The organism is Paenibacillus sp. N119s (genome assembly GCF_059447605.1).
This window is the reverse complement of sequence record NZ_JCAJRU010000015.1, coordinates 1-18,278: the sequence shown is the minus strand read 5'-3', so window position 1 is coordinate 18,278 and position 18,278 is coordinate 1. Positions and strand designations below refer to the sequence as shown.

The following is an 18,278-nucleotide window of genomic DNA, read 5'->3' as shown; positions in this document are numbered from 1 at the left end:
AGGTCGATCCATGTAATCCAGACAAATTTTAAATGGTCAGGGGGTAGATAGAATGGCCAGAAGCAAAGAATTTGAAGAAAACGTTGTTCTGGAAAAGGCCATGAAGCTGTTCTGGGAGCAAGGGTATGAGAAAACCTCCATGAATGATCTTGTCGAACATATGGGAATTCATCGAAGAAGTATCTATGATACCTTTACCGACAAGCACACCTTGTTCCTCAAAGTGATGGACCGATTCGGAGAGCGCATTAACGGTAGGTGGGCAGCAGGCATCAAGCAATCTCGGACGGCTAAGCAGGCACTTCAGTTCATTTTTGACTCCATCATTAACGGTGAAGAGGACGTACCGCCTGGCTGCATGTTCGTGAATTCGGCTGTTGAATTAGCGATTCGGGATGAGGACATTGACGAGATAGCGACGAAGGCCTTTGCAAAATCGGAGAAAATGCTTGCAGAAATCGTAACGTGGGGACAGCAAAACGGCGAATTTACACAGCAGTACGAAGTGAAGGAGTTGGCTGAGTATCTGCAAAATGCCTTAGCGGGGCTTAGGGTTATGGTGCGGACTTCCGTTCCAAAAGAAAAGCTGCAACGGATTGCTGAGTTAAATCTACGCATTTTAGAGACATAGACGATAACCGAAAACAAATTTTTTTCATAATTTTAGAACGGTCGTTCTCATAAACTTTGAAATAACAAAGGAGAGTTAGTATGAAAACATTAATCATCGTTGCTCACCCGGATTTGCAAAGTTCCCGAGTTAATCGAGCCTGGACGGAAACCATGAGGCAGCAGCCTGAAACGACCGTACATGTGCTGTATGAAGCCTATCCTGATCATCAGATTAATATCACCCATGAACAGGCTTTGCTGGACAGCCATGACCGAATCATTTTCCAGTACCCGCTCTATTGGTATAGTACACCGCCTTTGTTAAAGCAGTGGTTGGATGAAGTGCTGGCATTTGGCTGGGCGTTTGGTCCCGACGGAGAGCATTTGAAAGGTAAGGAAATCGGCATCGCCATCTCGACGGCAGGAACTGCCGCCTCGTATCAGCCCGGCGGCTACAACCTGTTCACGATTCGGGATATCGCGAAGCCGATGGAGGCGCTGGCTAACTATGTGAGTGCCCACTATCTGCCGCCTTTTGCTATCCATAATGCGAACCATGTGACGGATGAGCAGATTACCGCGAGCCAGGCTGCATATGTTCAGCATCTGGCGACCGTGCGTCATGTCCAAACATCTGATTTGATCACAATCAATAAATAAAAATCGAGGAGGAAATGAATTATGACAAATAAAACCGCATTAATTACCGGAGCAAGCAAAGGAATCGGACTGGAGGTTGCTAGACAACTGGGGCAGCAAGGGATAACGGTATTGGTCGCTGCACGCACGAAAACAGCAGCAGATGAAGCAGCCGCCGGACTGTTGCAAGAAAGCATTCAGGCAGTCGGTGTAAAGCTTGAGGTGACGAATTCGGCACATATTGCGGAATTGGCCCAATTCATCGAAGATACTTACGGAAGGCTGGACATATTGGTCAACAATGCGGGCATTTTGGCAGAAAAAGCGGGTTATGACGGGGATGCTTTCAGAGATACTTTTGAGGTGAACACGTTCGCACCCTATTTGATTACAGAAGCATTGTTGCCGTTACTGTTAAAGAGCAAAGAAGGCAGAATCGTCAACCAAAGCAGCGCTATAGGCTCGATTCAGTTTCAGTTGACCAATGAACGGGTGCAGCGGCTTGCTACCCCGGCTTATGCGGCATCTAAAGCAGCTTTAAATATGCTGACAGCCTACTGGGCGCAAAAAAACAGTGGGACGCATTTGAAGGTCAACTCCGTACACCCCGGCTTAGTCAAAACGCAGATGGGCGGGGAAAAGGCGGAGCTGTCGGTGGAGGATGGAGCAAAAACGGCGGTCCGGCTGGCCACCCTGCCTGAGGATGGTCCAACAGGCGGATTCTACTATATGGATGATCAGCTTCCGTGGTAATGACTATTCATCCGACTTGAAGTGATGGTGCAGAACACCACTAAAAAGTTACTGTTACGGTCAGTGCGGTGAAAATTATAAAGTAATGAGTTATAGGGGGCGGTTTGCTCAATTGCGAATCAGGCTGGGTTGGCCATGCAGAATGATTTGCTCTAAAATTGTATCCAGTGAGCGGTTTAAGGAGCTGCAAACAATACTCTATTCTTTAAGGAGGCAATTTTGGAAACTTTCATTTATATGGTGAGACATGGCGAGTCACCAAAGACGGAAGGAAATGAAAGAACAAGAGGTTTAACGGATAAAGGTAAATCAGATGCTTATCGAATAACTGAATTATTGAAGGGAGAAGGGATCGAGGTTTTCGTTTCGAGTCCATATCAACGAGCAATTCTGACCATTCAAGAGCTGGCTCGGCGTTCAGGACAAGAAGTTTTGGTATTCGAGGATCTTAAAGAAAAGATCTTTTTGAATGAAGACCACCGAATGCCCGATGCGGAATTATTTCCTTTGTTAGATAAGTCTTTTTCTAATCCAGACTTTGCTTTAGATGGGGGAGAGTCTAATACGGCTTGTCAGAACCGAAGCATAGCAGTTCTAAAAGAATTGTTAAAAACCTATCAAGGACGGAAAGTTGCATTAGGCACTCATGGAGCTGTTATGACTTTGATGATGGGGTATTATGACAAGCAGTATGATTTGAATTTTCTACTACACACATCCAAACCAGATATATACAGAATGAAGTTCAACGGTCAAGAATTAATAGAAGTTAAAAGATTGTGGTATACCCAGTGATGCTACGGGAGAAATAGGTACGAAAACGATTGTTCAAAGAGAGACCGTCCTTAGTACAGGATAGCCTCTCTTCAAAACCTTTCTATGACATCTATTACGATGAAGCATTAAGCAAATCTTCAGCTATTCTAACTAAATCTTCCCTAGTCAGCGGGCTGTCCTGGTTATCGGATATGTTGTAGTGTACATGTCTTTTTTCATCAAGCCATCCCAGTCGGTTTTTTCCTGCTTCCAAGGGCTTGCTTGCTTCGTTTGCCCTGATGTAATAGACCTTGGTTCCTTTGATTGTCAGTTCCTCAGCCGAATCCTGTTCATTTTGCATGATGGTTGTCTTCGTGACTTCAGGAGTGTATTTGCTGACGGTAATGTTAACATAGTCGTTGCCTCTCGCATAGCGGGCAAAGGAGGAGTCTGCCTTGTCCCAGTTCAGCTTTTGAATAAACAGATTTTCACCCTTCGGTGCAGCTTTGGCCTGTTGCATCAGTTTATCCGTTAAAGCTCGATATTCCTTTTTATCCATCATCCCAGGATATGTAGCGACTGGATAGACGTATCCGAAATCAAACTTGTAGCCATCTGGTAGATGGGTGGGGTTGCTGAATAATGGAGCCTCGGTTCGCTTGATTTCAGCTTGTAAGCTGTTGAAGCTTGAAAGCTCAGCTGGTTTGTACGCAAACAGGACCGGATTAGACAGGTTGTTTTGATTCATAGAATCGTCCTTGATGTAATAGGCCGCATACTCTCCTGGTTGCAAACGGTCCCTCACCTTTTCGTTCCACCGTGTGTAGGTGGAGGTATACGTTTTGGAGGCGTCCGTTTCGCTAGGTGTTTTGGCGGTATTTAATACAACGTCACCCTTACTGTTGCGAAATTCGAGATATTGGGAAGCCGCGTATCCAGTCACAGAGGCCCCTACCACAAAAAGCAAAATCATGATAGGGACGGTGATGCGAGGCTGGAAATGGATTTTTCCTATATTCCCCTTTTTGGGCGTCGCCTTTTGGTAGACCTGTTCCATTACTTTGTCAGAGACGTCAAAAGCCTGGATTTTTAAGGCATTCTCTGGCTCGGTTAGCTTGTCCATGTTTTTGAATCCCCTGTCTTGCAGATCGGTGTATTTCAGGCTTTGTTTTTGAGTTCTGTTTTGTAACTCACGCATTTGTGATCCTCCTTTAGGGGCTCCATTATTTTTTTGAGCTTTGTTTTTGTTCTGCCGTATTTTTTTTTGATAGCTTCCTCGCTTTTGTTCATGATTTCCCCGATTTCTCCAAACGTTCTCTCTTCAAAAATGCGCAGCACCAGTAGGTTACGCTCCTCCGCGCTCAGTTGGTCCAACGCCCGGCTCAGCGGTTCACTGAAAAGCTGACGTTCCATAACCTGCGCTGCACTGTCTGAAGTCATGTTAGTTGAGGTGAACAGGCTAAGTTTAAATTTGCGCTGTAGATTCTTCTTGCGAATCAGGTTCAGGCAGTGATGATAGGCCAGTTTATACAGCCAGGAGGAAAAGCCCACGGTCAGCTTGTACCTGCTGATTTTCTCAAAGGCATTGACGAAAATATCTTGTACAGCCTCTTCCGCCTCTTGGTCATTTCCTAATAGCCTCCAGCAGTACACAAAAATCTGTCGCTGATACTCCTTTACAATGTAGGCGTAATCCTGGATCTCGCCGGCTTGAACTCGTTTGATTCTGTATTCGATTTCCTCATTCAAAGATGTAGGCACCCCCTCTGATCAAAAAGAAAACTATATCTGTATAACAAATGAAGATGACCGAAAGGGACACCTTGTCTAAAATTTTTTTAAGTGTTCTATCAACTCTCTAAGAGAATACGATAAAGCGGAACAATTATCACCCATGTGGTTAGTTTTATAGAGTTAAAGGTATATTGTGGAAGTGAGGGGATGGTAAAATGGAATTAAGATATTCCAGTAATAGTAGGCCCATTTCATAAATAAATAGGAGAGGACACAGTTTCTAATGAATGAAAATGCTAAGAAATATAATTTTGATAATGTGATGCTTTACCTTCATGATCAAATGAAACTGCTACCTAACTTAGAATCAAAATATATTGGATTAACCATGCCATTTCCTCGACAAGCTGCGCTACGAAGTAGGATTATTGAAAGTATTGAGACATTGAAAGCATACGATGAGGACGTTTGTATTGCTGTTCATTTTAATCAATCTGATGCTGGGACTATTGAATATAAGAAAATAGTTTTTATAGGAACGGATTACTTGCATCTAAAGAAAATCGCTGATTTTATGAAAAGACAAGACATTAAACTGGATATCAAAGACACCTGTATACTCTATAGAGAATGTACTGCTGACTTGAATATAAATTTAAAAGGCAATCATTCCAGCTCTTGTTCAATGTGCTTTTATCGAGATTATTATTACATTAATGGAGCACATATATCGCTCAGAACCGCTATGCGAGAAGCAGATTGGCAAATATACGAACCATTAATGCAGGTCCATATGACCTGTAACAAGCTATATTTCGAAGGGAACTCCTTTTTTAGAGAGGTAGAAAATCTATATATACTCAAAGACGAAGATGATTGTAAGCTGTCTTTTAAATCTAGACTTTCCACAATCATTGATATTCTAGAAGAAATGTATAACCATGAAGAAGATGTTTCGGACTTCCATATGAAATTGGACAGCTATGTGCCAGTTGAAGATGTTACTCAGTTAAAAGAGAAATTTAAAGTGATTTATAATATCGATAAATGGAAAGATGAATTAGAGGAGCAAGAAATGAACTCGGCCATCCCGCCTGTATAACCTACGAAAACCATCGGCCGTACTGAACGGGATTGCCTCACTCTTTTTTATACAGCGTACCTTCTACTTATGCCCTTTTCGTACCTTTAACAGCTTGCCCTTTACGGTTGTATTCTTCATAATCTCAAGCACCAGTGGGCCCTTGCCATTCAGAATCTCAACATCTGTCACATTATCCAGAATCGTAATGATCCCGATATCATCTGCCGTTACCCCGTCAAGCTTAGCGATGGTACCCACAAAGTCGACAGCTCTAAGTTTCTTTTTCTTACCGCCGTTAAAATTGAGCTTCATAATCTGTTGGTTTAATTGCTCGCGTTTGTCGTTTTTGAGTACAGTTTTCACATGTAGTTTCCGCTCAAAATCTTTTCTGCGTAGATCAACAGCCTCTTCTGAGGGAGCCTTTACTTGCGGAATTGCAAATCCGATATATGCTTCGATATCAGCTAATCGTTTACTATCTCTAGGAGTGATTAGAGTAATGGCTTTCCCTGTTTTGCCAGCACGTCCTGTGCGTCCTGTACGATGAACATAGCTCTCCTTTTCAAGGGGGATATCGTAGTTGATGACATGGGTGATATTCGTGATATCAATACCTCTAGCAGCTACATCAGTTGCGATCAAGTAACGGAATTGTCCCCTTCTGAATGCGTTCATTACCTCAAATCGCTCATCCTGCTCCATGCCGCCATGAATGCGATCACATGGATATTCGAGGTCAGCCAATGCTCTGAATAGTGTATCTACATGCTCCTGCGTACGGCAGAAAATGATGCAGCTGTCAGGGTTCTCAACAACGAGCAGATCTTGTAGCAGAGCCAGCTTGTCCGCCTCCCGCACCTGAATAAGAGAGTGATCAATCGTGGCTGTGGTTACACCTGTCGCCTTAATCTCAATTTCCACCGGATCGTTCATATATTTACGTGACAGTTTGGCTACATCTTCGGGAAAAGTAGCGGAAAACAACATCGTAACCCGGTCACTAGGCAGCGCCTGAATAATCGACTGAACCTGCTCGATAAAGCCCATATTCAGCATCTCGTCAGCTTCATCAATCACGAGATAGGCAATTCGATTTAAGGAGAGTGTGCCTCGTTCAATATGATCTAGTACACGTCCGGGCGTACCTACAGCCACATGTGTCCTTTGTTTTAGCTCGGCCTTTTGTATATGAAAGGGATGTTTCCCATAAAGAGGCGTTGCTTTTATCCGCTTAAAGCGTCCAATATTCGTGATGTCCTCAGTAACCTGTAATGCGAGTTCACGGGTTGGTGTGAGGATTAAAGCTTGGGGTTTATTCTCATTCCAATCTACCAGCTCACAAAGTGGAATACCATATGCTGCTGTTTTGCCGCTGCCTGTTTGCGATTTAGCCACAAGATCCTTCTTCTCAAGCGCAACGGGAATGACCTCCGTTTGAATTTCTGTTGGCGTCTCATAGCCCAGGCTATTTAGAGCCCTCACAATTTCTTCACTTAATGGGTAATCTGCAAAATGCTTCTGACTCATTCTCAACCTCTTCTGCACTGTATTTAAGTACCATTACATATATCATGTCATCGTGTATCGAACTTATACTCAACCAGTATACTCTATTCCAGCTACACTCTAATACATATCAGCGATTAACTTGCTGTTTTCCAGTAAGGCAACTATACTTTTTTTGGAACGAAAAAACACAGTCTGGTTGGTAGTCCAGACGCATGGACGACTCTATAATTGCAAGAGTGCCATGTCAGTAACCTTCCCCCCTCGGGATGTCCATCGTTTCGATTTATAATGAGGGGGATTCAAATGAAGCTTACGGTTTATCATGATGGACAGTATTGGGTTGGAGTCGTGGAGGAGCAGGACCAAGGGAAATTGAAGGCAGCCAGGTACATTTTTGGTACAGAGCCTAAGGACGAGGAAATTCTCCAGTTTATCCGTGAGGAGATGGGGGAACTTGTTAGTCGGCTTTCACAAGAGGTGGCTATAAAGTGGTCTGAAACAAAGAAGGCCAATCCGAAACGGCTAGCAAGGCAGGCAGCTTGTGAATTAAGAAGGAAGGGAGTTTCCTCCTACGCACAAGAGGCTCTAAAGTTAGAGTATGAAAAGCGTAAGCTGGAGAAGCAGGCCTACTCTAAACAGCAAAAGGAATCCACGAAGGCACGAATCAGGGAATTGAAGGAGAAAAAAGCGAAAGAAAAACATCGCGGACATTAATAAAACCTCCCTCCCTATCCGCCAATGTAACGCATGTTTTATACCAGCATATGTGAAAACATGTATTACGCACAAAGGGCACCCGCTTGGGTGCCCTTTAAACTGTCGAGAAGGAAAAGCTTGGTTATCCTGCAATGATGTAAGATTTTTCGAGTTAAATCTTTACTTTTTCATGTAGCAGAAAACAACTATTCATTCTTATAATTGGAAATGTAAGCGTTTAAATTATTGAGGAAGAGTATTATCAAATTATACGTGTGAGGAGGAGATTTTATGTTAAGAATGAAAGTGGGCAAGCTGGTGAGCAGTTTGGCGTTGGCGGGTGTGTTGTTATCATCTGTTCTGGTCAACCAGGCTGATGCTGGCCTGGCAAATGGAAGCAAATTTCTGGGGAATATCATTGCGGGCAGTGTCCCTCCTAGTTACGGGACATACTGGAATCAAGTGACGCCGGAGAACTCGACTAAGTGGGAATCGGTTGAAGGCAGTCGTAACAACATGAACTGGTCGCAGGCGGATACGGCCTACAATTATGCCCGTAGCAATGGTTTCCCGTTCAAGTTCCATACGTTGGTATGGGGTGCCCAGGAGCCAGGATGGGTTAAAGGACTGTCGGCTGCTGATCAGAAAGCGGAAGTGACTCAGTGGATTAAAGCAGCAGGTCAGCGCTATCCGAATGCGGCGTTTGTAGATGTGGTGAATGAGCCGCTGCATCAGAAGCCGTCCTACCGCAATGCCATTGGTGGTGACGGGTCGACCGGATGGGATTGGGTCATATGGTCGTTTCAACAGGCTAGACAAGCTTTCCCGAATGCCAAACTGCATATAAATGATTATGGTATTATCAACGACCCTTCTTTAGCCGACCAATATGTCAATATTATTAATCAGCTCAAGAGTAGAGGCCTGATTGACGGTATTGGCATTCAATGCCACCATTTCAGTATGGACAACGTCTCAGTCAACACGATGAATACTGTACTAAATAAGCTGTCGGCGACCGGGTTACCGATCTATGTGTCGGAACTGGATATAACTGGGGATGATAATACTCAACTTGCCAGATACAAAGAGAAGTTTCCAGTCCTTTGGCAAAACCCCTCAGTGAAGGGAGTTACGCTTTGGGGGTATATCCAAGGACAAACTTGGAAAGATGGTACACATCTGCTGAACTCTAACGGCACGGAACGTCCTGCGCTCCAATGGCTGAGACAGTATCTGAAGAGATAAGCTATAGGTGGCACTTAAAACCCAACAGATGCGGACTTTTGCTAAATATCCGGGCTGGGTAGTTGTTTATTTGAAGAAGTCTTGGCTGAAATGTTACACGCCCAAGGCTTCTTTTTATTTAGCTTAAACGTATCAAAATCTAATCCAAGCAATTAGGCTTACATACCTAACCCATAACTTTAAATTCACTTGGAATAAAACCGTCTGGACGGTATAGTTAATTGGGAGGTGATCAGGATACCAATGACTTATTTACCGCCCTTTCAGCAGCACAATTTACGAACCCTCACATGCTCAAGCGGCTTCAGGATGAGTATTCGAATATCCAAAATAAAATCGAAAACGACGAATTAAATCCGGTTCGTTCTACGATCGTCCGATTAGCTATCGACGGTTTGTGGTTTGCCGAAATGTTCGGACTCGCTCTTCCCAATGAAGAACTGAAGCAAAAAATTATAGAAGAATTAAAGACGTATATAAAGGAGAATGAATGATGGCTTATCTTTTCTTGGCAATTTCTATTGCTACTGAGCTTATTGGTACTTCAATGCTTAAAGCTTCAGAAGGTTTTACGCGATTGTATCCGACTTTATTCACGATTGTCGCGTTTGTAGTCTCTTTCTTCTTTATTTCACTAACCCTCAAGACACTTCCTCTTAATATGACTTATGCCATCTGGTCAGGGGTAGGGGCTGTTGCTACAACCGTGATTTCAGTAATGATCTGGAAGGAGAAAATCAACACGGGTAGTATCGTAGGGATTGCTTTAATTGTTATTGGCGTGGTGGTATTAAACCTATTTGGTGCAGGACATGGTGAGGCCAAAGGAACAACAGAAGCAACCAGTTCAATTGTCCAAAAATGAAATAATTTAATATCACTCCAGTTCATAAAAAGGCGGTAGCTCCTCACTTACAGACTTAGAGGATTCTAAGAAAGATAAGTAGGGGAGTTACCGCCCAGAAATCATGGTTTATACGAATAAACTTAGTAATAAGATGAATCCTAATCCGGCTACAGAAATGATGGTCTCAAGCAAAGTCCAGGTGGCAAAGGTTTCTTTCATGCTTAAACCAAAATACTCTTTAAACATCCAGAACCCGGCATCGTTAACATGTGAAGCTATTAAGCTACCCGCTCCTGTAGCAAGCACAACCAAAGCAAGATTAACGTCAGATTGTCCTAGCATCGGAATCACTAAACCAGAGGTTGTTAAAGCTGCCACAGTTGCAGAACCTAAAGAAATACGTAAGATTGCAGCGATGATCCAGGCCAGCAGAATGGGTGATAATGTGGTTCCGTTGAATAAATGGGCTACATAGTCACCTACACCGCCATTAATCAGTACTTGTTTGAAGGCCCCGCCTCCCCCAATGATCAAGAGCATCATCCCAATATGAGTAATAGCAGTTGTGCAAGAGGCCATTACATCTTTGATTGGGATTTTTCTTGCTAGTCCCATGGTATAAACGGCAACCAGTAAGGAAATCAGCATGGAAGTGGATGCATCCCCGATAAAGCGGATCGCTGCGAGTAGACTATTATCCGCAAATCCTAATGTTTTTTGAAGCAAAGTAATAATCGTAGCTATCGACATTAAAATAACAGGAAGCATTGCAGTAAATACACTGATTCCAAATCCAGGGGTTTCCTCGGACTTAAATACTTTTTGCTCACCTAAAGAGGCGATATTACCGGTTTTCGTAAATGAAGCAGGCACGAGCTTTTTGGCAAGCTTCGTAAATACAGGTCCTGCTAAAATAACGGTTGGAACGGAAATAATAAAGCCATAAAGTAAAACCTCACCAAGGTTCGCGCCATACTCACCAGCAATTACGGTCGGTCCTGGATGTGGAGGTAAGAAGCCGTGTGTGACGGACAAAGCTGCAACCATCGGAATACCAAGATATAAGATAGAAACCTTTAGTTCTTTTGAAATGGCAAATACGATGGGAATCAACAATACTAATCCTACTTCAAAAAATAACGCTATCCCAATTATGAATGAAGCCGCTACGACCGCCCATTGAATATTTCTTTCACCAAATTTGTCAACGAGGGTCATGGCAATTTTTTGGGCACCCCCAGAATCCGCGATCAACTTCCCTAACATCGCTCCAAGTCCAAAAATTAACGCTAAGTGACCCAGTGTTCCGCCTAATCCGGCTTCAATGGTTTTGACAATTTCCTCTAATGGCATTCCAAGTGCTAAGGCCACGCCGAACGATACAATGATTAAGGAGATAAAGGTGTTTAATTTGAAGCCCATAATTAAAACGAGTAATGCTAAAATTCCAATCGCTACAACGACTAATGGCATTGTAATTACCTCCTGTGTTTATCCTTTTAGTGTTTAATTAAGCTTCTTTGATAATTGGAAATTCGTTTATAATCCTCTTCTAATACTCTGGACATGTTAATAAAAATCGGCAGCAACTTCTTGTACTCCTTGGTTGCTTCTTCTTTGGGTGCATGTTTATTGGTACTGCCAATCATTTCAGAGACAACTTCAAATGACTGGATTTTCCCGGTGGCATACAAGCCCAGAATACATGCTCCTAGACAAGAACTTTCGTAGCTTTCTGGAACGACGACCTCAGATGAGAAGATATCCGACATCATTTGCCGCCAAACAGCTGACCTTGCGAAGCCTCCTGTAGCCTGAATTCGGGTCACGGGACCGTCCATGCATTCAGTTAAGGCCAAAAATACGGTGTACAAATTGTAAATGACTCCTTCTAGAGCTGCGCGGATCATATGTTCTTTTTTATGTGACATCGTTAAACCGAAAAATGAGCCACGTACGTCTGGATTCCACAATGGCGCACGTTCACCAGCAAGGTAGGGATGAAATAACAACCCATCCGATCCTGGCCTTACACGTTCGGCAATCTTGGTCAGTACATCATAGGGATCAATGCCTAGTCGTTTCGCTGTTTCTACTTCAGATGAGGCAAGCTCGTCACGAATCCAGCGAAGAACCATTCCGCCATTGTTTACCGGTCCGCCAATGACCCAGTGTTTTTCGGTTAAGGCATAACAGAATATTCTTCCTTTTTCGTCCGTTTGCGGCTTGTCTATAATGGTTCGTATGGCGCCGCTTGTCCCAATGGTGACGGCAACTTCGCCTTTTTGTATCGCGTTTACACCAAGATTAGAAAGGACTCCATCGCTGGCCCCAATGACAAAGGGTGTTTGTGAATCGATCCCCATCTCTTTTGCTAAATCTGAATTACAGTCCGTAAATACTTTGGTTGTGGGTACGAGCTCAGATAGTTGGGAACGGGTTATCCCAGCAATTTCTAAGGCGTCTTCATCCCAATCCAGCTTTTCGAGATTCATCATGCCCATCGCTGAAGCCAGGGAGTAGTCAACAACATATAGATCAAAGAGCTTTTTGAAAATATATTCTTTTATCCCGATATACTTTTTAGCCTTGATAGCGATTTCAGGAAGGTCATTCACAATCCAGGCTATTTTCGTTAAAGGTGACATGGGGTGAATGGGTGTTCCTGTTCGTCTATAGACCTCTTGGCCATTCAACTCATCCTTTATATGATGTGCCCACGCTTCGCTGCGATTATCTGCCCAAGTAATACAAGGCGTAAGTGGTTGATCATGTTCATCCATGGCAATGACACTATGCATGGCACTGCTGAATGAAACAAACGATAGCTTTTTTTGTGAGTGATGTTTCATGATATTTGAAGTCGCTTGTAGGACTGCTTGAAAGATCTCCTCGGGATTTTGTTCAGCTGTCGCTATATCCGGTGTATAAAGCGGGTACCCGATATTTTCTTGTTCGATAACTTCGCCTTTTTCACTAAATAAGACAGCTTTTGTACTGGTGGTTCCGATATCTATACCTAACATGTAGTTAGTCATTTTGTGGCACGACTCCTTTGGACAGCAGTTGTTGGGACATCCATAAGTCTTCTACTTTACCTTGAACATCATCAAAATTTTTGTGTAAAGACTTAATCATAAGATCTCTATCTTTTGCCTGGATTGCTTCAATATAAAGCTCGTGATTTTTTACTATTCGTGCAAAGTCTTCATACTTTTCTTTGAAGCGCATACGCATCGACAACAGAATAAGGCTTTCCATCACGGGCTTTAAATTATTCCAGATCATCAGGATGTATGAATGATTAACTGCACGAATAATCGTTTCATGGAACAAGACATCTTGATATGAAAACTCATCGGCATCGCTATACTTGACCGCGACCTTCATCATTTCGAGTATTTTACTAAGTTCCTTTGCTAAATCATTCGTGTCCATCTTTATAAGACGTTCAAATACGAAGGATTCTATGAGTAGACGTACATCATAAATTTCTTCTATTTCTTTTTCGGATAGACCCATAACAACCGCGCCCATTCTTTCCAAGCGGATGATATTCTCGGAAGCCAGTATTTTTAACGCTTCACGAATGGGTGAGCGACTTACAGCAAAATCAGCAGCTAATTTATTTTCAGATAGTATGGTACCGCTTTCAATCGAGCCGGAAATAATACGCATTCTAAGCTCAGATGTTACACGATCACCAGCAGAGGCTTTTTGAAGCCATTTGGAGGGATATAAGAAATCACTGGATTGATCCATAAATTCACCTTCTCATTAATCAAGTATACTTGTATACAAGTATTATAATCTAAAATTTTAAATTTGCAAGCGTATTCATTAAATTGTTTTTGTAAGCTAGTTCGGGCTTTTTTGTGCAAATGCACAATCAATTTCGTCTGTTCTTCAATAGGATTCATACTCTGCAATCGATATAATGAAAGCGTAATCAAAAATTGCCCGGGGGGTTAGACAGATGGAAGGGTTAACGATCAGTTGGATAGGGGCTCTGGCAGGGCTGGCTATTGCAATTATTTTGATATTGAGAAAGCTGAATCCGGTTTACGCTTTATTTTTGGGAGCAATTGTAGGCGCTTTATTGGGCGGAGCTAATCTGGAGCAGACGATCAGCGTGTTGATTAGTGGTACGCAAAGTGTAATGGGGACGGTCATTCGTGTGCTCGCGGCAGGTGTATTGGCAGGCGTGATGATGGAGTCTGGGGCAGCGGAGACGATTGCGCAGGCTATCGTAAAGAAGTTTGGTGGCAGTAAAGCGATCCTTGCCCTAGCGTTAGCGACGATGATTATTACAGCAGTAGGCGTATTTATTCCCGTCGCAGTGCTAATTGTGGCACCTATCGCTTTGTCGGTTGGGAACAAAATGGGGATTTCCAAGCTGGCTCTCCTGCTGGCCTTGTCTGGCGGCGGAAAGGCGGGGAACATTATTTCCCCAAATCCCAATACGATTGCGGCGGCGCGCGGGTTTAATCTGGATTTAAGCCACGTGATGTTGGCGGGTGTGGTGCCTGCGATATGCGGATTAATCATGACCGTTCTGGTGGCATCTATGTTGAAAAACAAAGGTGTGAAGGTGTCCGACCAGGATACGATGGACAGTGATATCGATACGTCGAAGTACCCGGCATTGGGACGAGCAATTGTAGCTCCAGTGGTAGCTGTTATTTTGCTGATGATTAATCCGATTGGCTCTATCTCTGGCATTGAAGCCCTGTCGAATTTCAAGGTCGACGCGATGTACATTTTGCCAATCGCCGGGATTGTCGGTATGCTGGCCATGGGACAAGGGCGCAATATTTTGAAGTATTCAGCTTCCGGTTTGAATAAAATGACGGCAACCGTGCTCATCTTGATCGGTGCGGGTGGGATTGCGGGTCTGATTTCTGCCTCTAATTTATCTGCTCAGGTAGTTGGTTTGATTGAAGCTTCGGGAGTTTCTGGCACATTTTTGGCACCGCTTGCAGGCATTCTGATGGCGGCAGCCACAGCATCGACCTCGACGGGCGTTATATTGGCGACTGGCTCGTTTGGTGAAGCCATTTTGAACATGGGGACAGCCCCGTTAGCTGCCGCTGTAATGGTGCATACAGGAGCTACCGTCATCGATTCCCTACCACAGGGCAACTATTTTCACGTTACGGCAGACAGTATGAAAATGAGCATTAAACAGCGGATGGGACTGATCCCTTATGAAGCTATTGTGGGCGGAACCATGGCGATTGTTGCCACAATATTGTATGGATTCTTACTTTAATATTCACGATGGGGTGACACAATGAGAGAGAAAACATTTGTACTGGCACCGGATTCTTTTAAAGAGAGCATGACAGCTAAAGAAGTGTGTATTGCAATGGAAAAGGGACTGCGCAAGGTCTATCCAACAGCCCATTATGTCCACGTTCCGATGGCAGACGGCGGCGAGGGAACAGTACAGTCACTGGTGGATGCAACAGGCGGGCAGCTTCGTTACATGGAGGTGACTGGACCGCTTGGAGAACCTGTAACTGCTGCATATGGCTTGCTCGGAGACGGCACCACTGCGGCCATTGAGATGGCATCTGCCAGCGGAATCCATCTGGTCAATCAGGACAATAAAAACCCGTTAAAGACAACAACCTACGGCACGGGAGAGTTAATCCGTGAGTGTCTGAACCAGGGGATTCGGAAAATTATCATTGGCATTGGCGGAAGCGCGACGAATGATGGCGGTACAGGTATGGCAGAAGCGCTAGGGGCTAAATTTCTGGATGCAGCAGGGAGTACTCTTCCACGTGGCGGCGGCAGCCTGGGCGAGCTGGCTAGTATTGATATTTCATCCCTGGACGACCGCTTGCAGCAGGTGCAATTGATTGTAGCCTGTGATGTGACAAATCCGCTGTGCGGAGAGCATGGGGCTTCCCGTGTATTTGGCCCACAAAAAGGTGCAACTCCAGAAATGGTGCAGCAATTGGATGCCAATCTCGCCCATTATGCAGATGTGGTGAAGCAGCAACTAGGCAAGGATGTGCGTGATCTCCCAGGTGCGGGTGCAGCAGGCGGATTGGGTGCGGGCTTATTGATTTTTACTCAGGCGACGCTGCAAAAAGGCATTGAAATCGTGATCGAATACACGGGCTTAAAGCAGAAGCTAGCCACGGCCGACATTGTTTTGACAGGGGAAGGCGGTATTGATTTTCAGACCAAATTTGGTAAAACTCCATATGGAGTAGCTCAGGCAGCTAAAGAATCCGGCAAAAAGGTCATTGCGATTGCAGGTTATATCGGGGAAGGGATCGACACGCTATACAAGGAAGGGATAGATGCGGTGTTTGGCATCGTACCTGGAGCCTCGGAGCTGGGTAAGCTGCTGGCTGAAGGGCCGCAAAACGTAGAGCGTACGTGTGAGAATATCGCAAGAGTACTTCAATTCAGTGAGAAATGAAGGGATTGATCAGCGAGGAACATAAAATGTCATAATACAAATGATGTATATTGCGAGCGCTCGCCTGTAATCCCGGTTTTCTTTGGCCAATGGAGATGGACTGAGAAATCCGGGAGTGACAGCGAGCGAAAACTATCACAGCGTGATATGACGTGCCACGGCAGTTCATTGATACAGCGCCAATAAACCGTGCGTAAGCTCAAAAAGCTGAAGGAGATTGCGAGGATCTTTGCCAGTTAAGGTATGGATGCGCTTCAGGCGATATTGCAGTGTATTTCGATGAATGTTTAATTCATCTGCAGTAAAGGAGACACTGCCATTATGGTTAATAAAGCTTCGCAGCGTATCCAGCAAATCCACGGTATCTTCCAGCTTGCTGACCAGCTGGATCGTGTTGGTCAGGTTGGTTTGGCTTAATTTGACCAGAAATTCAACCTCTGCAAAAGAAACGATCTGCACAGGTAGGCGCAGTGCCAGTACAACATTCATAGCGGACTTGGCTTGCATATAAACATCCGCAATGCTGTGCTCTTGTCTGCTGATGGCAATCAGCACATCGGGATGGCGGCGCACAAGGGGTTCTAGCAGCTTGGCGGTCGGTTCCTGATTTTGCATCAGGATGAGATAGCTTCCTTCCTCCATACGAAAGGATGGATGCTGCATGAATATATTGGACAACTCGGCTAAATGAGCAGGATCAGAAGGAAGATGCTTTATATATACGGCCGAAGTTTTGAGAAGCAAATCAATGTGATATTGAGCAGCTTCTTTTTTTATTTTTTGGGTGTAGGCTCCCTGATGATTTAACAGCATTTCCAGTACAGATTTTTTGCGGTTGGCCTCGTGGGCGAGATGCTCCAGGGAAATGCGCTGTTCAATCAGGAGAGACACCGTAGTCTTAACAATGTTGCAAAAAGGACGCACTTCGTCGGGATTGCCTGAAATACCAATGACACCGACTAGCTCATGATGGATAACAATCGGTTCATTGGTGCCCTTTTTTTCATAGTGTCCATCCTGCCACACTTCAATCATTTTCCCAGTTTCGAGCGCCTGAACAGCTCCTTGGTGAATGGTTCCAACTCGTTCACGCTCGCCGCTGCCAATAATGATGCCTTGTTCATTCATAATATTAATGTTGTACGGAATATCCTTCATCATTTTGTCTACGATGTCTTGGGCTTGTCTTTCGGAGAGCGGAAACAAATCAGGATTCCTCCTTTAGCTCATGATGTAAGGTGTTTTACTGCATTTCATATTTGAAAGGGCTCCCAATTTATTGTGCATCTGAACAACATAATAAAGCAGGACGCCGAACATGTCTGCCTATTTTATCATAGTTGTGAAGAATAGTTGTACGCAAAAAAACAGGGCTCCAATCCAGGAGCACCTGTCTTTTGTGTCTCATTCTTTCATCAACCGTCACCCTGTCTAAGGGCGAACCTCACGGAAGCTATAGGTAATATCATGAAGTTCTTTCCTCAAACGGCTATATTTTGATGCAGGTGTATACGCGATGATCTTGTAGAAATTATTTTCAGTCTCAATAATGGCTACATGAGTGACATAATGGTTTACATCCTTCTGTCCTTTAATTGTGAACTCAATGGCCGGATATCCTTGAATCGTGGTGTTGGATGAAGGCCCTACTGTAGAGAGATTAAACATTTTAGTCATGTTGTTTTGAACTTTCTCTGTGTAGTACTGGAGCGTCACATTACCTAATTTCTCTTTTGAACTGGAGAGTACGATAACAGACTTCTGAATGTACGGATTGAATATCGCAATACCTTCTTGTTCTTCCTGGTCCGGGTCTGTTGACCAATCTAACGGGGCTGAAATCTGAAATCGCCCATCTTTACTTACATAGCTTTGCTCCTGCTTGGTTACTGGAGCTTCAGGGAGACCGTAATGGTTTGCCAGGATAAAAGCAGCATTTACAAACGAAGCTCCCAAGATCA

The 18,278-nt window shown here is 44.0% G+C and carries 19 protein-coding genes; 11 read left to right on the top strand and 8 right to left on the bottom strand.

The features are described 5' to 3' along the window. Positions 1–52: 52 nt before the first annotated feature. The 4 genes from AC5V8P_RS03800 (at position 53) to AC5V8P_RS03785 (ending at position 2,799) form a co-directional block, all read left to right on the top strand. On the top strand, positions 53–631 hold the full coding sequence (locus tag AC5V8P_RS03800) for a TetR/AcrR family transcriptional regulator (RefSeq protein ID WP_013373847.1): 579 nt from the start codon (positions 53–55) through the stop codon (positions 629–631). Between the two features lie 80 nt (positions 632–711). After that, the gene (locus tag AC5V8P_RS03795; protein WP_064797548.1) at positions 712–1,272 is read left to right on the top strand and encodes an NAD(P)H-dependent oxidoreductase; all 561 of its coding nucleotides are present in this window, start codon (positions 712–714) and stop codon (positions 1,270–1,272) included. A 21-nt stretch (positions 1,273–1,293) separates the two neighbouring features. Continuing rightward, positions 1,294–2,004 carry an SDR family oxidoreductase gene (locus AC5V8P_RS03790; protein ID WP_063211791.1) on the top strand — a complete coding sequence of 237 codons (711 nt, stop codon included), beginning with the start codon at positions 1,294–1,296 and terminating at the stop codon, positions 2,002–2,004. 219 nt (positions 2,005–2,223) lie between these two features. After that, positions 2,224–2,799 carry a histidine phosphatase family protein gene (locus tag AC5V8P_RS03785; RefSeq protein ID WP_064797549.1) on the top strand — a complete coding sequence of 192 codons (576 nt, stop codon included), beginning with the start codon at positions 2,224–2,226 and terminating at the stop codon, positions 2,797–2,799. A 94-nt stretch (positions 2,800–2,893) separates the two neighbouring features. Here the strand turns inward: AC5V8P_RS03785 and AC5V8P_RS03780 are convergent, their stop codons facing one another. Together AC5V8P_RS03780 and AC5V8P_RS03775 are read right to left on the bottom strand one after the other, a co-directional pair. Continuing rightward, a complete protein-coding gene (locus tag AC5V8P_RS03780) occupies positions 2,894–3,958 on the bottom strand; it encodes a DUF4367 domain-containing protein (RefSeq protein WP_064797550.1) in 1,065 nt (354 codons plus the stop codon). After that, positions 3,919–4,509, bottom strand: a complete 591-nt coding sequence (locus tag AC5V8P_RS03775) for an RNA polymerase sigma factor (RefSeq protein ID WP_064797551.1) — start codon at positions 4,507–4,509, stop codon at positions 3,919–3,921. The genes AC5V8P_RS03780 and AC5V8P_RS03775 overlap by 40 nt, the downstream gene beginning before the upstream one ends. A gap of 268 nt (positions 4,510–4,777) precedes the next feature. Here AC5V8P_RS03775 and AC5V8P_RS03770 point away from each other — a divergent pair, with 268 nt between their 5' ends. Beyond that, positions 4,778–5,596 (top strand): elongation factor G, encoded by an 819-nt coding sequence (locus AC5V8P_RS03770; protein WP_231116920.1) that lies wholly within the window; start codon positions 4,778–4,780, stop codon positions 5,594–5,596. Positions 5,597–5,659: 63 nt separating this feature from the next. Here the strand turns inward: AC5V8P_RS03770 and AC5V8P_RS03765 are convergent, their stop codons facing one another. Continuing rightward, the gene (locus AC5V8P_RS03765) at positions 5,660–7,105 is read right to left on the bottom strand and encodes a DEAD/DEAH box helicase (RefSeq protein WP_063211797.1); all 1,446 of its coding nucleotides are present in this window, start codon (positions 7,103–7,105) and stop codon (positions 5,660–5,662) included. A gap of 285 nt (positions 7,106–7,390) precedes the next feature. On the opposite strand from AC5V8P_RS03765, the gene AC5V8P_RS03760 reads away from it, so the two are divergent. The 4 genes from AC5V8P_RS03760 to AC5V8P_RS03745 all read left to right on the top strand — a co-directional run bounded on the left by AC5V8P_RS03760 (position 7,391) and on the right by AC5V8P_RS03745 (position 9,896). Beyond that, positions 7,391–7,801 carry a YjdF family protein gene (locus tag AC5V8P_RS03760; RefSeq protein WP_064797552.1) on the top strand — a complete coding sequence of 137 codons (411 nt, stop codon included), beginning with the start codon at positions 7,391–7,393 and terminating at the stop codon, positions 7,799–7,801. Positions 7,802–8,074: 273 nt separating this feature from the next. Then, a complete protein-coding gene (locus tag AC5V8P_RS03755; RefSeq protein WP_063211801.1) occupies positions 8,075–9,031 on the top strand; it encodes an endo-1,4-beta-xylanase in 957 nt (318 codons plus the stop codon). A gap of 221 nt (positions 9,032–9,252) precedes the next feature. After that, entirely contained in the window at positions 9,253–9,525 is a 273-nt protein-coding gene (locus AC5V8P_RS03750) for a hypothetical protein (protein WP_231116921.1), read from the top strand. Next, complete coding sequence (locus tag AC5V8P_RS03745; RefSeq protein WP_064797553.1) at positions 9,525–9,896, top strand: DMT family transporter; 372 nt, start codon at positions 9,525–9,527, stop codon at positions 9,894–9,896. Before AC5V8P_RS03750 ends, AC5V8P_RS03745 begins: the two co-directional genes overlap by 1 nt. Positions 9,897–10,004: 108 nt before the next feature. On the opposite strand, the gene AC5V8P_RS03740 is transcribed toward AC5V8P_RS03745, so the two are convergent. Genes AC5V8P_RS03740 through AC5V8P_RS03730 form a run of 3 tightly spaced genes read right to left on the bottom strand, consistent with a single transcriptional unit; the run spans position 10,005 to position 13,640 of the window. Further along, positions 10,005–11,351, bottom strand: a complete 1,347-nt coding sequence (locus AC5V8P_RS03740) for a GntP family permease (protein ID WP_064797554.1) — start codon at positions 11,349–11,351, stop codon at positions 10,005–10,007. 26 nt (positions 11,352–11,377) lie between these two features. Continuing rightward, entirely contained in the window at positions 11,378–12,916 is a 1,539-nt protein-coding gene (gene gntK, locus AC5V8P_RS03735; RefSeq protein ID WP_064797555.1) for a gluconokinase, read from the bottom strand. After that, positions 12,909–13,640 carry a GntR family transcriptional regulator gene (locus AC5V8P_RS03730; protein WP_064797556.1) on the bottom strand — a complete coding sequence of 244 codons (732 nt, stop codon included), beginning with the start codon at positions 13,638–13,640 and terminating at the stop codon, positions 12,909–12,911. Before AC5V8P_RS03730 ends, gntK begins: the two co-directional genes overlap by 8 nt. Before the next feature lie 214 nt (positions 13,641–13,854). Between AC5V8P_RS03730 and AC5V8P_RS03725 the strand changes: the two genes are divergently transcribed. Continuing rightward, positions 13,855–15,150, top strand: coding sequence for a GntP family permease (locus AC5V8P_RS03725; RefSeq protein ID WP_063211809.1), 1,296 nt, complete (start codon positions 13,855–13,857; stop codon positions 15,148–15,150). A 21-nt stretch (positions 15,151–15,171) separates the two neighbouring features. Further along, complete coding sequence (locus AC5V8P_RS03720; RefSeq protein ID WP_064797557.1) at positions 15,172–16,317, top strand: glycerate kinase family protein; 1,146 nt, start codon at positions 15,172–15,174, stop codon at positions 16,315–16,317. A gap of 165 nt (positions 16,318–16,482) precedes the next feature. Here AC5V8P_RS03720 and AC5V8P_RS03715 read toward each other — a convergent pair whose 3' ends face one another. Beyond that, a complete protein-coding gene (locus tag AC5V8P_RS03715; protein WP_081276858.1) occupies positions 16,483–17,523 on the bottom strand; it encodes a sugar diacid recognition domain-containing protein in 1,041 nt (346 codons plus the stop codon). Positions 17,524–17,748: 225 nt separating this feature from the next. After that, on the bottom strand, positions 17,749–18,278 hold a 530-nt coding region (locus AC5V8P_RS03710; protein ID WP_495473557.1), incomplete at its 5' end, for a PsbP-related protein.